The organism is Alcaligenes sp. YSL9, from assembly GCF_030515105.1.
GTDB classification, from domain to species: Bacteria; Pseudomonadota; Gammaproteobacteria; order Burkholderiales; family Burkholderiaceae_B; genus Alcaligenes; species Alcaligenes phenolicus.
Genome location: NZ_JALXJU010000001.1, coordinates 1670639 through 1685114 on the forward strand (window position 1 = coordinate 1670639; position 14476 = coordinate 1685114).

13 protein-coding genes are annotated in these 14476 nt (G+C 56.8%); 5 read left to right on the plus strand and 8 right to left on the minus strand.

Annotated features, from left to right (window positions below):
• Positions 1–94 precede the first annotated feature (94 nt).
• The 7 genes from M2Q46_RS07760 to M2Q46_RS07790 all read right to left on the minus strand — a co-directional run bounded on the left by M2Q46_RS07760 (position 95) and on the right by M2Q46_RS07790 (position 7586).
• A complete protein-coding gene (locus M2Q46_RS07760) occupies positions 95–1249 on the minus strand; it encodes an iron-containing alcohol dehydrogenase (protein ID WP_021446920.1) in 1155 nt (384 codons plus the stop codon).
• Between the two features lie 11 nt (positions 1250–1260).
• Positions 1261–1923 (minus strand): ABC transporter ATP-binding protein, encoded by a 663-nt coding sequence (locus tag M2Q46_RS07765; RefSeq protein WP_009459228.1) that lies wholly within the window; start codon positions 1921–1923, stop codon positions 1261–1263.
• Positions 1913–2662: an ABC transporter ATP-binding protein gene (locus M2Q46_RS07770; protein ID WP_009459230.1), complete on the minus strand. Its 750-nt coding sequence runs from the start codon at positions 2660–2662 to the stop codon at positions 1913–1915. Before M2Q46_RS07770 ends, M2Q46_RS07765 begins: the two co-directional genes overlap by 11 nt.
• Entirely contained in the window at positions 2659–3645 is a 987-nt protein-coding gene (locus M2Q46_RS07775; RefSeq protein ID WP_021446921.1) for a branched-chain amino acid ABC transporter permease, read from the minus strand. The genes M2Q46_RS07770 and M2Q46_RS07775 overlap by 4 nt, the downstream gene beginning before the upstream one ends.
• Positions 3642–4538, minus strand: coding sequence for a branched-chain amino acid ABC transporter permease (locus tag M2Q46_RS07780; RefSeq protein WP_035272061.1), 897 nt, complete (start codon positions 4536–4538; stop codon positions 3642–3644). Before M2Q46_RS07780 ends, M2Q46_RS07775 begins: the two co-directional genes overlap by 4 nt.
• 173 nt (positions 4539–4711) lie before the next feature.
• Positions 4712–6010, minus strand: coding sequence for an ABC transporter substrate-binding protein (locus M2Q46_RS07785; RefSeq protein ID WP_302356994.1), 1299 nt, complete (start codon positions 6008–6010; stop codon positions 4712–4714).
• 100 nt (positions 6011–6110) lie between these two features.
• Positions 6111–7586, minus strand: coding sequence for an NAD-dependent succinate-semialdehyde dehydrogenase (locus M2Q46_RS07790; protein ID WP_009459235.1), 1476 nt, complete (start codon positions 7584–7586; stop codon positions 6111–6113).
• A gap of 310 nt (positions 7587–7896) precedes the next feature.
• Between M2Q46_RS07790 and M2Q46_RS07795 the strand changes: the two genes are divergently transcribed.
• From M2Q46_RS07795 to M2Q46_RS07805, 3 genes are all read left to right on the plus strand, one after another.
• On the plus strand, positions 7897–8685 hold the full coding sequence (locus M2Q46_RS07795; protein WP_031232690.1) for an IclR family transcriptional regulator: 789 nt from the start codon (positions 7897–7899) through the stop codon (positions 8683–8685).
• 349 nt (positions 8686–9034) lie between these two features.
• Positions 9035–10423 (plus strand): ATP-dependent RNA helicase DbpA, encoded by a 1389-nt coding sequence (gene dbpA, locus M2Q46_RS07800; RefSeq protein ID WP_302357052.1) that lies wholly within the window; start codon positions 9035–9037, stop codon positions 10421–10423.
• Between the two features lie 310 nt (positions 10424–10733).
• Positions 10734–11180 carry an OsmC family protein gene (locus M2Q46_RS07805; protein ID WP_203145565.1) on the plus strand — a complete coding sequence of 149 codons (447 nt, stop codon included), beginning with the start codon at positions 10734–10736 and terminating at the stop codon, positions 11178–11180.
• 45 nt (positions 11181–11225) lie between these two features.
• Here the strand turns inward: M2Q46_RS07805 and M2Q46_RS07810 are convergent, their stop codons facing one another.
• Positions 11226–12179 (minus strand): LysR substrate-binding domain-containing protein, encoded by a 954-nt coding sequence (locus tag M2Q46_RS07810; protein ID WP_009459251.1) that lies wholly within the window; start codon positions 12177–12179, stop codon positions 11226–11228.
• Positions 12180–12564: 385 nt separating this feature from the next.
• Here M2Q46_RS07810 and hcaE point away from each other — a divergent pair, with 385 nt between their 5' ends.
• Positions 12565–13923, plus strand: coding sequence for a 3-phenylpropionate/cinnamic acid dioxygenase subunit alpha (gene hcaE, locus M2Q46_RS07815; protein ID WP_009459253.1), 1359 nt, complete (start codon positions 12565–12567; stop codon positions 13921–13923).
• Positions 13920–14468 (plus strand): 3-phenylpropionate/cinnamic acid dioxygenase subunit beta, encoded by a 549-nt coding sequence (hcaF, locus tag M2Q46_RS07820; RefSeq protein ID WP_009459254.1) that lies wholly within the window; start codon positions 13920–13922, stop codon positions 14466–14468. The genes hcaE and hcaF overlap by 4 nt, the downstream gene beginning before the upstream one ends.
• The last annotated feature ends 8 nt before the right edge of the window (positions 14469–14476 follow it).

Below are 14476 nucleotides of genomic sequence, written 5' to 3' on the forward strand. Positions count from 1 at the left end.
CGTCGTTGCAGCCCCCCATTGAGCAGACGAAAAAAAAACCTGAGCCGGCACAGCACCAGACTCAGGCAAAAAGGTTTCCGCTGTTAGCGGTCTATCAGAACGCGGCGCTGTAAATAGCGAATGCGTCGTCTTCAGTCACGTCGCGGGGGTTATTGCCCAGCAGACGGGTTTGTTTCATGGCTTCCTGGGCCATACGGCGCAGGTCGCTTTCCTTGATGCCGACTTCGCGCAATTGGCGCTCGATGCCGGTATCAATGGCGATCTGTTCCATAAAATTGATGAAGGCTTCGGTCTTGGAGGCTTCATCACCCTGGATGCCGGGGATCAGCACTTCCGCCAGTTCGGCATACAGCGGGGCTGCGGCCGGGGCGTTAAAGCGCAGAACGTGTGGCAGGACCAGCGAATTCGACAAGCCGTGTGGCACGTGGAAAATACCGCCGATCGGGTAAGCCAATGCGTGTACGGCACCCACGGGAGCGTTCGCAAAAGCCTGACCAGCCAGCGTGGCACCCAGCAGGATGTCCTGGCGAGCCTCGGCATCCTGGCCGTTGCGACAAACGTGCACCAGCTTGCTGCCAATCAGACGCAGGGCCTGTTTGGCCAGATTGTCCGAAAGCGGGTTTTTCAGAATACGGCTGGTGTAGGCCTCGATGGCGTGCACCATGGCGTCGATACCCGTCGCCGCAGTGATGCGCGGTGGCAAGCCCAATGTCAGTTGCGAGTCCAGAATGGCCAGATCAGCGTACAGCTCGGGCGCCACCACACCGGATTTGGTGGTTTCGCCGGTGGTCACGATGGAAATAGGCGTCACTTCCGAGCCTGTTCCCGCCGTGGTCGGGATCTGCACCAAGGGCAGGCGCGAGCCGCGCACATTATCAATGCCGTACATCTCTTGCAGGGGCTGGTCTGACGCCAGCAGGACGGCCAGCAATTTGGCCACGTCCATGGACGAACCGCCACCCAGGCCAACAACGATTTCCGTTTTGGCCTGGCGAGCGCGCTCGGTTGCCTGCAAAACAATGTGCTCTGGAGGATCGGCAATAACATCGTCAATCACTTGCACGGTCCAGCCGTTGGCTTTCAGATCAGCCAGGGCAGGATCCAGCAAGCCGCTTTCGTGCAGGAAACGGTCGGTCACCAGACAAACGCGCTCTTGCGAGTAGCGCTTGCGCAGGATCTGACCGAGCCGGGCAGCGGCTCCGCTTTCAACATAAATAGCGGGGGTGGTTCTGAACTCGAATGCCGACATGGGCTTTCTCCTTATGGTATGGCGGGCTGCGGTACTTCGATACGGCCGCGGTCCATCCGGTAGGTGTAATCAATCACATTGCCTGCGTGCTGCAAGTCAGCACCGGACAACAAGGCACTGAAGCCCTCTTTGCTCAACTCGCCCACCACTTCTGCAATACGCTTGGACAGCGCAGGAGCAACACCTTCAAAAGGCTCGTCCAGCAAAAGCAGCTTGTCAGCCGTCATCAAGGCTCGGCCAATGGCGACCAGCTTTTGTTGACCGCCCGACAATTGCAGGGCGCGGCGTGGGCCAAATACTTTCAACTCAGGAATGATGCGCCAGACGCGATCCAGACGCTCTTCAATGTCCTGAGATTTCAAGGCCCAGGCGGGCAGGCGGATGTTCTCTTCCACGCTCAGTTCGGGGATCAGTTTGCGATCCTCGGGGGCAAAGCCCATGCCCAAACTGGTGCGACGGTAAGCGGGCATCTTGGCCAGTTCCTGACCATCAAACATGACCGAGCCACTGTCCACAGCCAGCAAGCCCATCACCGTGCGCATCAGCGTGGTTTTACCCGCACCGTTACGACCGGCCAGACCCACGATCTGGCCTTGGCGCACTTGCAGGTTTACCTGGCGCAGGATGCTGGTGGGGCCAATACGTACATCCAAATTTTTGACATCAAGCAGCATTATCGGCCTCCTGTTTATTGCGTCCCACCGGCTCGCCGATGATGTATTCACGGACCTGCTCATGGGCCAGCACTTCGTCCGGAGTGCCGTTGGCCAAAATGGTGCCGTCGTAGAAAGCCAGCACGCGATCGCTGTAGCGACGCACGATTTCCATATCGTGCTCCACAAACAGAACCGTCACGCCAGCATCACGAACCACTTTCATGACACGGTCCATCACTTCAAATTTCTCGTCACTGGCCACACCACTGGTGGGCTCGTCCAGCAACAGCACTTTAGGCTGGGCCACCATGGCCAAAGCAATGTCCAGCAACTTGCGAATCCCTTCCGGCAAGGTGCCGGCCTGGGACTGGGCGAAGGCGCTCAGGCCGAAACGCTCCAGAATCGCACTGGCTTCGGACAAGGGCTGCTTGGCCACACCCAAGGCAATTTCCACGTTTTCCAAGGCGTTCAAGGAGGTGAACAGCTGAGGAATCTGGAAAGAACGGGCGATCCCCATGCGGGTCACTTCCCGGGGTGGCAAACCCGTGATCTCGCGACCGGCAAAAAAGATATTGCCGGAGTCCGGCTTCATGTAGCCGGTCAACATGTTCACGAAGGTGGTTTTACCTGCGCCATTGGTACCGATCAGGCCCGTAATGGTTTGCGCATGGATATCAACGGTCATATCGCGCGCAGCGTGGACAGCGCCAAACTGCTTGCACAAACCTTTAGCAGAAATCAAGGGTGACTGACTCATGAGCGGGCCCCTGTCGGTGAAGAAGAATCGTTGGAGGTAGCCGCTGCATTGCGACGGTTCAGAATACTGATCAGGCCACCGGGCAAGAACACAATCAGGGCCAACATGCTGACACCCATGACAATCTGCCAGGTGTTAGGAGCATATTGGTAAGCCAGTGTGCGGATCAGTTCCAGGCTCAGCGCACCCAGGAAAGGCGCGTAAGCGTTACGAGTACCGCCCAGCACAGCAATAAAGATGAACTCGCCCGAAGTGGTCCAGAATGCCAGTTCAGGGTCCACGTGACCGATGCTCAGCGAGGACAAGGCACCACCCAGACCAGCCAGAGCCGCCGCCAGCACATAGCTCAGGTGAATATTGCGGTAAGCCGAAGCACCCAGGTATTCAACGCGAATTTCATTGTCCTTGATGGCTGGTCCCAGACGACCGGCACGGCTGCGCAGGAAACCTTGCATGGCCCACAGCACAAAACCCACCAGCACCACGGTCAGGACGAACACGCCTGGACGCGAGAGGGTTTCAGCAAAGGCACCCCACATGAAGGAAGGCGCGTGCACGTTAAAGCCGTCACTGCCACCCAGGCTGGGGTTACGCACCAGCAAGCCGTACATGATCATGGACAGGGCCAGGCTCAGCATGGCGAAGAAAATATCGCGGTAGCGAGCCAGCAGAAAACCCAGAACCCAGGCCAGCAGCGCAGCGCAAGCAGCGGCAAATGGCAGCAGGATCACGGCTTCACGCCAGTCCAGGTAGTTCATGGCCATACCGACACCATAGGCGCCGATGCAGTAGTACAAGCCTTGACCAAAAGAGGCCAGGCCGGAGCGCAGCAAGAGCACCACGCCCAGGGCAACCAGGCCCTTGGCCAGCGCCACCGTGATCAGAAACTGCCAGGATGGCAGGCCAAAGCCCACAATCAGGGCGGCCACCGTAATGACCAGGGCAATCATGCCCTGCTTAAGCGTAATGTTGGTCTTGTTCATATCTTTCGGGCCTCGGCGGCAGCAAACAATCCTTTAGGACGGACGGCCAACACCAGTGCCATTACCGCGTAGATGGAGAAGAGTTCGATTTCAGGCCAGTAATGCACGGCAAAAGAGCGCACCAGGCCAACAATCACAGCGCCCAGAGCAGCACCAGGCAAGGAGCCCAGACCACCGATCACGACCACGGCGAAAGCCATCACGATGACTTCCACGCCCATGCCGGGAGCGACAGAGATGGTAGGAGCCGTCAGCGCACCACCCAGGGCGGCCAGCGTGGCACCAGCAATAAACGTCAGCAGGAAGTAACGTTGCACGTTAATGCCCATGGCCTGGCTGACTTCGCGGTCATGAATCACGGCCAGCAAGATGCGGCCTTGACGCGAATACTTCAGGAACAAGGTCAGGAACAGGCCAGCCAGAATGGCAGCCACAACAATCACAAAGCTGTAGGTGGGGTAGAACAGGTCGCCGAATTCGACGTTACCCAGCAAACCATAAGGTTCGGCGATCACATAAGGATCCACGCCCCAGACCAGCTTGACGGTATCTTCCAGGATCAGGAAGACCGCGTAGGTAATCAGCAAAGAGACAACAGGTTCTTCCTGGTAGAAGAAGCGCAGCAGGCCATATTCAATGACCAGCCCCAGCACCAGACCGGCAATAACTGCGGCCAGGATCAGCATCAAATAGCTGCCGTATGGGCTTTGATCGGTAGAGAGCCACTGCGTCACCATGGTGACAGCGGTATAGGCGCCAATGGTATAGAGGCTGCCGTGGGCCATGTTCAGGATCTTCATCACACCATAGATCAGCGTGAGTCCGACCGCGACCAGAAACAGCCAGGCGGCGTACATGATGCCATCTATTAGGGCAGCAGAAAGAAGAGACATAGTCGGTTTCTGTGGAAAGGGAATAAAAAATGCCACCACACCTTCGGTTCGCTTCTCCTTGTGGAAGAAGCTTTTACCTTGGCGTGGCCTAGCGGTAAAAACCGGACATGCAAAACAAGATCTTGCATGCCCGGATTTTCAGGGCAGCGTCCCTTGCGGGACACTTGCTCAACTTAGTGCTTCAAACCGCCCTTGATCCAGTCGATAGACTTCACGCCTTCGGGTGGAGTGACTTCTTCAGGTTTGAAGTGACGCAAGTCGGTGTAGCTGATCACGCCTTTATCGTTTTTCACCACGCCCAAGGTCGTACCTTGAACAGCCTGGTGGCCTTTACCCAAGGACATGGTCACGTCGCCCGATGGGCTCTCGAAGGTCAGGTGCTCGAATGCAGTAACCACTTGTTCGGTGGAAGGGGTTTTGCCTTCGTTGGCAGCCTGGGCTTTTTCGTAAGCCGCTTTCAGACCCAGCAGAGTTTGCGTCATCTTGTAGGACGGGTAGCTAGGATCTGCATTGAACTGTTCGCGGTAGCTGGCACGCAACCAACGGTTCAATTCATTGTCAGGAGCGAAAGCAGCGTGTGGGCCACGAGCACCGATGATGGTGCCGGTCGGGATCTGGTTATTGGCACGGTGTGTTGCCGTTTCACCGGCGGTCAGCACGGTCAGGGTGTTGCGGAACAGACCGCGTGGCAGAGCCTGCACCACGAAGCCTTCCAGATCACCACCCCAGAAGCTGGAGTGAATCACTTCAGGACGGGCAGCCATCAAGGACGAGATTTCGGCGTTGTACTGACCAGCGCCCAGCTTGGGCATTTGCGAGGTCTTGGCTTCTACACCGGGCTTGAGGGCTTGCAGTGTGCCTTCAAAGTCGTGCCAGGCGTCCTGACCCCAGGCGTAGTTCTGGTTGATACCGGCGTAGCTCTTCAACTCGGGGTTGCGCTCCAGCACAAAGCGGGCAGCAGCCACGTTGTCCATGGTGGCGTGGGCCACAGGACGAAAGACATACTGGTAGCTGGCATCTTCAAACAGGCGAGGTGTACCGCAGTCGAAAATCAACGTCAGTTTTTTCAGCTCTTCAGCAACGGGGGCCACGGCCAGGCAATCACCCGAGGAGATGTAGCCAACCACGATGTCCACGTTCTGTTGCTGAACCAGGTTGCGGTATTCGCTGACCTGTTTGGCGGTGCCGCCGTTCTCGTCAATGAAAACCAGTTCAATCGGTGCGCCACCCAGACCCTTGGTGTTGTAAGGGGCAGGTACTTTACCTTCATTCAATTGGGCAGCTGTCAGTTCAGCGGCATTTTTGGCTGGAACGCCAAAAGGACCGGAAGCGGCGCCGGACAAGAAAGTCACCACACCAATCTTGATGGGTTTGACATCATCAGCGTTGGCAGTCGTGCTGGCCATCAGGCCGGCGGTGGCCAGTGTCAGGGCCAAAGTCAATTTTCGTGGGGTTGCAGACAGGATAGACATAGCGTCTCCTTTATTTAGCTTATTGTGGGGTTCTGCTGATGGGGCGCTCTATATATAAGAGCGGCCCCCTTCGCTGCGCTGGGCGCGGGCATGTATCAACTTACAGCTGCTGGCACATGTATTTGATTTCCAGGTACTCGTCGATTCCGTAACGGGAGCCTTCGCGACCCAGACCGGATTGTTTGACGCCACCAAAGGGAGCCACTTCGTTGGAAATCAAACCGGTATTGACGCCAACCATGCCGTACTCCAGCGCTTCGCCCATGCGCCAGGCACGTGCGTTGTCGCGGGTGAACAGGTAGGCAGCAAGACCATATTCGGTGTCATTGGCCATCGCGATCGCTTCAGCTTCGTCTTTGAAGCGGAACAACGGCGCCACAGGGCCAAACAATTCTTCACGGGCCACGCGCATGGCCGGTGTTGCATCACCCAGCACGGTGGGCGAGAAGTAGGTACCGCCCAGAGGATGAGGCTGGCCACCTTGCAGAACGCTGGCGCCATTTTCAACGGCGTCATCAATCAATTCGCGCAAACGATTGACGGCTTTTTGCTCGATCAGCGGACCTTGCTCCACGCCCTCTTCCATACCGTTGCCCACTTTCAGGGCAGCAACCCGTTCGCTCAGGGCTTTGGCAAAGCGATCGTAAATACCGTCTTGCACCAGGAAGCGGTTGGCACACACACAAGTCTGACCGCTGTTGCGGTACTTGGAGGCCATGGCGCCTTCGATGGCGGCGTCCAGGTCCGCATCGTCAAACACGATGAATGGAGCATTACCACCCAGTTCCAGCGACAGACGCTTGATGGTTGGAGCACACTGCGCCATCAACAAACGACCCACTTCGGTGGAGCCGGTAAAGGACAGCTTGCGCACAATGGGGCTTTCCGTCAGAGCGGCGCCCACCACACGGGATTGACCGGTGACCAACTGGAACACACCAGCAGGGATACCCACGCGCTCGGCCAGTACGGCCAGCGCCAGGGCGGTCAGGGGAGTCAGGTCGGCAGGACGAACAATAATGCTGCAACCGGCGGCCAAAGCTGGCGCTACCTTGCGGGTAATCATGGCCGCAGGGAAGTTCCAGGGAGTGATGGCAGCGCACACACCGACAGGCTGCTTGACCACCACAATGCGTTTGTCCGCTTGAGGGTGGCCGACCACGTCGCCATATACACGCTTGGCTTCTTCGCTGAACCATTCCACAAAGGAAGCGGCGTACAGCACTTCACCACGAGCCTCGGCCCAGGGCTTGCCCTGTTCCATGGTCATGATGGTGGCCAGGTCGTCCGCGTTGGCAACCAGCGCATCGAACCAGGCGCGCAACAGCTTGGCACGCTCGTGCCCGCTACGTGCCTTCCACTCGCGCTGGGCCACTTCAGCATCGCTGATGACCGCTTCGATTTCCGCTGTGGCCAGGCTGGCGACATTGGCCAGGCACTCACCCGTAGCAGGATTAAGAACGGCGAAGGTATTGCCATCGCCTGCCGAGACCCAACCCTGAGCGGTCCAGGACTGATCTTTTGCCAGGCTGGGATCCTTCAGTTTGCTAATCAATGATGCCGCGATATTGTTCATTATGCTGAACCTGTTTCTCTTATAGTGAACTTGGTAGAATTATAGGAGCCGAAAAATCGCGACGTCAACGAATCGGCTTACGGGTTTACCCGTAGAACATCAGTCGCCGTATTTTTTGTTTTGGGGCATTTGAAGGCACAATGTAGAGTTGGCATCCCGACAGCAAATCTGGCCTAATTCAGGGCCTGTACGCCTGGTCTATGGGCTGATTGCCCTATGAGATGCTTCTGGCTGTGCTGACAGAACCCTGCCCCTGTTCCCAGAGTTCAGCCCTGTCCATCCGGGCTTATTGGACTTCCTGTGTGTCGTTATGGAGTTAGTCGTAGTGGAAGAGAAGAAACTGGTTCCGGCTGTAGTACGTGCAGTCACCGTACTGGACGAATTGGCGGCCTCGCCGGAGCCCCTGTCATTTACGGACCTGGTCAAACGCCTGGGTATGCCCAAAAGTTCCTTGTATGGTCTGTGCACCACCTTGCTGGATCTGCACCTGATCCGTAAGCTGGAAAATGGCAGTTTCACCCTGGGTACACACGTGATGGGCTGGGCCAATGCCTTCCTGTCTCAGCTGGATCTGACGCAGGAGTTTTTTGCCGCTTGGGACGATATGCGCGTCCTGCCTGAAGAGACCATCACCCTGTCCATTCTGGATGGCGAAGACGTGGTCTACATTGCCTGCCGTAACGGAACCCGCCCGCTGGGTTTCACCTTCCGTGCGGGGATGCGCTTGCCTGCGGTCTATACCGCTACCGGCAAAGCCATGCTCAGCACCTTGCCGGGATCGGAGCTGGAGCAGGCCTTGAATCACCCCTGGCCCGAACCGCTTACCGTGCATGGCCCGCGCAGCAAGGAAGACTTGATGGTGGAATTGAACGATGTGCAGCGCCTGGGATACTCCGTGGACGCCTGTGGCGTACGCGACGGTATGCACTGCTTTGGAGCTGCCGTGTTTGATTCCAATAACCGCGCTGCCGTGGCCGGAGTGGCCGTCAGCTTGCTGACCCAGGAAGCCGATGAAGCAGCCCAGCGCCGTGCCGGTGAAGCCATGCGCAAGCTGGCTAATCGCCTGTCAGAACGCCTGGGGGCGTCGCGCAAGGCATAAGCTTTTTCCAGCCTGCACAGCACGTTATAAAAACAAGGGGCGGCATCAGCAGCCCCTTTTTGTTTGAATTATTTCTTGATCCAGAAGGCGGTAGCGGCATCTACCCTGAAGTTTGTTTATAAAGCGCAGGCCTATGAACCCTGGCCTGGACTGTCACCCCCGCCAGGCCTTGCAAGAAAACCAGTAAATCGCAGGAGCCCCCTGCACTGCCTGCCCTGCTTGCTTGCTTGCTTGCTTGCTTGTCAACAGCCAACCATCTTCCCCGCCTTCTATTTCCCAGCGATCGGCCCGCAAACGGTAAACTGTCGCTAAATCCTTTATTTTGCAGTCCTTTTTGATGTCACCCATCGTGCCCCATACCTCTTTCAGTACCCTTCCCCTTCTGCCCGCCTTGCTTGAAACCCTGGATAGCCTGGGTTTTGAAAAAATGACGGCCATTCAGGAACAAAGCCTGCCCTTGATTCTGCAAGGCCGCGACCTGATCGCCCAAGCCAAGACCGGCAGCGGCAAAACCGCCGCGTTTGGCCTGGGTCTGTTGCAAACCCTCAACCCCAGCAAGCTGACTCCGCAAGCCCTGGTGATCTGCCCCACGCGCGAGCTGGCCGATCAGGTCACCACGGAACTGCGTCGTCTGGCCCGCCAGATTCCTAACGTGCGCATGCTGACTTTGTGCGGTGGTGTGCCTTCACGTCCGCAAACCGAAGCCTTGCGCAATGGTGCGCACGTGGTGGTGGGAACGCCGGGCCGTATTCAGGACCATCTGGAGCGCGGCAATCTGGACTTGTCCGCCCTGAAAACATTGGTCCTGGACGAAGCCGACCGCATGGTGGATATGGGCTTTCACGATGACATCGTGGCCATTGCCTCGCACTGCCCACCCCGCCGTCAAACCCTGCTGTTCTCCGCCACTTATCCGGAAAATATCCGCAAGCTCAGCGCCCGCTTTCTGAAAAACCCTGCAGAAGTCAAAGTGGAAGCGCTGCACGATGCCAGCCAGATCGAACAGATCTTTTATGAAGTTCACCCTGAGCAACGTCTATCTGCCGTGGTGACCCTGCTGGAGCACTTCCGCCCCGCCTCTACCCTGATTTTCTGCAACACCAAGATGCGTTGCCAGGAAGTGGTGGAAGAACTGCGATCCGAAGGCATCCAGGCCCTGGCTCTGACCGGCGACCTGGAACAACGTGATCGCGACGAGATTCTGGTGCAGTTCTCCAACCAGAGCTGTGCCGTGCTGGTCGCGACCGATGTGGCGTCACGCGGTTTGGACATTCAGAATCTGGGGGCCGTCATCAACGTAGACGTCACCAAAGACAGCGAAGTGCATATCCATCGCGTGGGTCGGGTCGGCCGGGGTGATCAGAAAGGCCTGGCCCTGAATCTGGTCTCGCGCAGCGAACAGCGCTGGGTGAAGTTGATCGAGGAGTTCCAGGGCAGCGAAGTGAAATGGAGCAATCTGAAAGGCTTGCGCCCTCAGTCCAAAGAGCCGCTGCGCGCACCCATGATGACGCTGGAAATTCAGGGTGGCAAAAAAGACAAGCTGCGCCCCGGCGACCTGCTTGGTGCCCTGACCCGCGATGTGGGCCTGAAAGGCGAGCAGGTTGGCAAGATTGCGATTACCGATGCCCGTTCCTACGTGGCGCTGGACCGCAAGATTGCACGTCAATACTTTGACCGAATTGCCAACGCCAACATCAAAGGCCGACGCTTTCGCATGCGCTTTGTAGAAGATAAATAAATAGGACAGCGACAGTCCCTGAACCAAGGACCGGCAACGCCAGCACCATAACCTATTGGAAGCAATAGCCAGTGCCGTTGCCGAGTCTGCAAGCAGCAGCTCGTGCCATACCAGGCAGTTATTAGCTTAGGCAGCTAATTTTCAAAATAAATGCCGCAGCCAAAAAAAATATATAAACTACCTTTCAAGCCCAAAAGCGCCGCACGCTCCCACCGGAGCACACTAAAGCACACCCATATCCAATTTTAAAAAAGAGACAGAAGCCTGGAATCATTAGCCAATTAACAAGCTATAAGCAAAAGGAACAGCCATGAGCATCCATGTTTTTTCTGCAACCGCAACGTTAATAGACCAACTAAAGATTGAATGCACTTCCAGGGATTTTTCCATTGTTCTGGATGAACCCGGCAAGAGAGATAATGGCAGCGGCGGGATGACTCCCCTGGAGGCGCTGCTTTCAGCAATTGGTGCCTGTAAATGCATTGCTGCAAAAAGCTTTGCAAAGAGTCAAAAAATTGACTTAATCGACATCAAAATCGAGATGGACGGTGAAATAGACACAGATGGCTTCTACGGGATCAATAAAGAGGCCAAAATGGGATTTCATAAAATTACGTGCAAATACTATATCCAGGCCAATAACAGTGATGAAGAAATAGAGGAATTCGTCAACTTCATTGAAAGAACCTGCCCAGTTCTGGACACAATAATAAATACACCTGAACTATCAAACGAGATCCACATTATCAAACAGTAAGATAGAGCCCGTAGTTTTGAAAAACGCCCTCGCCTGTATGTGCAACTACATACAGGCGATTTTGCTGGGAGCCAGTTTCAAATGACTGGCAGCCGAGGGGCCCGAACCGTGCCAGCGAGCCAGCTCCCGTATACGTTCAATCAGGCTGACCGCGGCCTCGCTCATGCAGCCTGTATCTCGTGGATAGGCCATCAATAATTCACAGCGCGGGCCGCCACCGATCAAGGGGCGCGACACCACATTCTTGGGCATGAAGTATTCCGCGTAGGTAGGCAGCAAGGTATAGCCCAGGCCAGCAGCGACCAGATTAATACTCATCAGGGGGTTGGCCGAGTTATAGGTGTGCTCGGGCACCACTTTATGATGAGCCAGATAGCGGGCCAGCACATCGTGCATGGAGCGGCCATAGGAGCGATCCACCGCAATCATGGGCAAGCGATTCAGGCGTGCCGGCGGGATCAGACTATAAGCCTCCAGGCTATGCCCCTGAGGTAGATACACTCGCAAGGGCTCATCCAGCACCACTTCGCTGAACACATTGGTGGCGCGCACCGGGCCGCGCATGAATCCCAGGTCCAGCTCGCCACGCGCCAGGGCTCCCTCCTGCTCATTGGAAGTCAGGCTGCGCAACACTACATCGACCTGAGGAAAGGCTGCACGAAAAGCGGGCAGCACTGCTGGAAAGATACGCACCTCGGCCGCGGGCACAAAGCCTATCGTCAGCACTTCCCGCGCCTGCGAGGCCGCCTTGCCGGCCCGCTGTACGGCCTCCTCCACCTTGTGCAGGATCTCGCGCGCGTCATCCAGAAAAATCACACCTGCTTCGGTCAATTCGACTTTACGGCGCGTGCGGTTCAGCAAGGGATAACCGATCTCTTCTTCCAGATTTCGGATCTGCTCGCTCAAGGAGGGTTGAGAGGTATACAGCCGCTCGGCAGCACGGGTGAAATTCAACTCTTCCGCGACTGCAACGAAGTAACGCAAGTGTCGCAACTCCAAGTTTGTCTCCTGTCAAATTGATCGTTCCCTGCCCGGAACGTACCCGCACAGCGTTGGACGAAGCCTGCTGTGAGGACCAAAACAAGCCTTTCTTTTAGGCACTATTGTCGCCGCTCCCACGCCCTGAAAAGCAGACCCAATCTTCAATGCTGCAGCGCAGCAATCATAGCTAGCGTAAACCCTAGGTGTCGCCAAAGCCGCATCAATACTGGCCTGAAACCGAAACCCACATGCAAGCAAGGGGTTTTAGAGGGACTTATCGGGTTTGCCGATCACCCGATCTAAAGCAAGTATTGGTCGGATTCATTTCAAGCTTCTACATTTTGCCGCTAGCGACAAAAACCTGTTTTGCAAAAGCACGCATTGCAATAGCGAGGAGCAAACGATGGGAATCAACCCTGAAAAAATCGAAGCCTTGGTCGATGCACGTAATGGACGCGTCACCCCCTCCATTTACACCGACCCGGATATTTATGAGCTGGAGCTGGAGCGCATCTTTGGCCGCACCTGGCTGTTCTTGTGCCACACCAGCCAGATTCCCAAAGCGGGAGACTTCTTCAATACCTATATGGGCGAGGACCCGATCATCGTGGTTCGTCAGAAAGACGGCTCGATCAAGGCCTTTCTGAACCAATGCCGACACCGCTCCATGCGCGTGTCTTATGCAGACTCAGGCAACACCAAAGCCTTTACCTGTCCTTACCACGGCTGGAGCTACGGCACCAACGGCGATCTGGTGGATGTACCGCTGGAGCCGCGCGCTTATCCGCAAGGCTTGTGCAAGGAAAAGTGGGGCCTGCAGGAAGTAACCCGCGTCAAAGTATACAAAGGCCTGGTCTTTGGCAATTGGGACGCCACAGCGCCTGATCTGGAAGAGTACATGGGCGACATTGCCTGGTACCTGGACGGTGTGCTGGACCGACGCGAAGGCGGCACTGAAATCATCGGTGGTGTTCAGAAATGGACCATCGAATGCAACTGGAAATTCCCCGCCGAACAGTTTGCCTCTGACCAGTATCACGCCCTGTTCTCGCACGCCTCTGCCGTGCAAGTGCTGGGCCAGAAACCCGGTGACGAGGACAAGGCTCTGGGCGCCGGACAAACCGCACGCCCGGTTTGGGAAACCGCCAAGGACGCCGTCCAGTACGGCCAGCGCGGCCATGGCAGTGGCTTCTTCTTTACCGAGCAGCCCGACGCCAACGTGTGGGTGGACGGTGAAGTCTCTCAGTACTTCCGCGACACCTATGCCGAAGCCCACGAACGCCTGGGTGAAGTCCGCGCCCTGCGCCTGGCCGGCCACAACAATATGTTCCCTACCCTGAGCTGGTTGAACGGCACCGCCACGCTGCGCGTCTGGCATCCCCGTGGCCCCAATCAGGTAGAAGTCTGGGCCTTTTGCATTGCCGATGCCGCCGCTCCCGACGATGTAAAAGCCGCCTTCGAGCGCAGCGCTACCCGCGCCTTCGGTCCCGCCGGTTTCCTGGAACAGGACGACTCCGAGAACTGGGCTGAAATCCAGAAAATCCTGCGTGGCAAACGCGCTCGCGGCACGCAACTGTGCATGGAAATGGGCTTGGGTAACGAAGGGCTGCGCAGCGATGGCGTACCCGGTGTGACCAATTACATCTTCTCCGAGACCGCCGCCCGTGGCCTGTACAAGTACTGGGCCGACCTGATGGTGTCCGAAACCTGGGATGAAGTACTGGAACGCAGCCGTGCCTACGAAGAGGAGCTGGTGAAATGAGCGCCGTCATTCAAGAGCCGACTCAAGCGGCCATCGTCGACATGCAGCTGCATCACGAGATTGCCGACTTTTTGTACCAGGAAGCCGAACTGCTGGATGACTGGCAGTTCCGTGACTGGCTGGACCTGCTGTCCGAGGATGTGCACTACCACATGCGCAGCACGACCAATGCGCAAACCCGCGATCGTCGGCGCAGTGTGCAGCCACCGAGCACCTGGATCTTCAACGACAACAAGTTCCAGCTGGAGCGCCGCGTTGCACGTCTGGAAACCGGCATGGCCTGGGCGGAAGAGCCACCCTCCCGCACCCGTCACTTTGTGAGCAATCTGCGTATCCGCCCAACGAGCGATGGCCAGGGCTACGAGATCCGCAGCAACTACATCCTGTACCGCGCTCAGAAAGAACGGGATGAGACCTGGTATGCCGGCAAACGCATTGATTGCGTGCGCCGCAGCGACAACCGCTTTGGTTGGGAGCTGTATGAACGCGAAATCGTTCTGGATCAGGTCGTCATTACCTCCCACAACTTAAGCGTTCTGTTCTGAACCCGCTT

Bases quoted from the DNA above. Each gene is read 5' to 3' on its own strand.
- M2Q46_RS07760 (WP_021446920.1), bottom strand. From the start codon at position 1,249: ATGTCGGCATTCGAGTTCAGAACCACCCCCGCTATTTATGTTGAAAGC.
- M2Q46_RS07765 (WP_009459228.1), bottom strand. From the start codon at position 1,923: ATGCTGCTTGATGTCAAAAATTTGGATGTACGTATTGGCCCCACCAGC.
- M2Q46_RS07770 (WP_009459230.1), bottom strand. From the start codon at position 2,662: ATGAGTCAGTCACCCTTGATTTCTGCTAAAGGTTTGTGCAAGCAGTTT.
- M2Q46_RS07775 (WP_021446921.1), bottom strand. From the start codon at position 3,645: ATGAACAAGACCAACATTACGCTTAAGCAGGGCATGATTGCCCTGGTC.
- M2Q46_RS07780 (WP_035272061.1), bottom strand. From the start codon at position 4,538: ATGTCTCTTCTTTCTGCTGCCCTAATAGATGGCATCATGTACGCCGCC.
- M2Q46_RS07785 (WP_302356994.1), bottom strand. From the start codon at position 6,010: ATGTCTATCCTGTCTGCAACCCCACGAAAATTGACTTTGGCCCTGACA.
- M2Q46_RS07790 (WP_009459235.1), bottom strand. From the start codon at position 7,586: ATGAACAATATCGCGGCATCATTGATTAGCAAACTGAAGGATCCCAGC.
- M2Q46_RS07795 (WP_031232690.1), top strand. From the start codon at position 7,897: ATGGAGTTAGTCGTAGTGGAAGAGAAGAAACTGGTTCCGGCTGTAGTA.
- M2Q46_RS07805 (WP_203145565.1), top strand. From the start codon at position 10,734: ATGAGCATCCATGTTTTTTCTGCAACCGCAACGTTAATAGACCAACTA.
- hcaE (WP_009459253.1), top strand. From the start codon at position 12,565: ATGGGAATCAACCCTGAAAAAATCGAAGCCTTGGTCGATGCACGTAAT.
- hcaF (WP_009459254.1), top strand. From the start codon at position 13,920: ATGAGCGCCGTCATTCAAGAGCCGACTCAAGCGGCCATCGTCGACATG.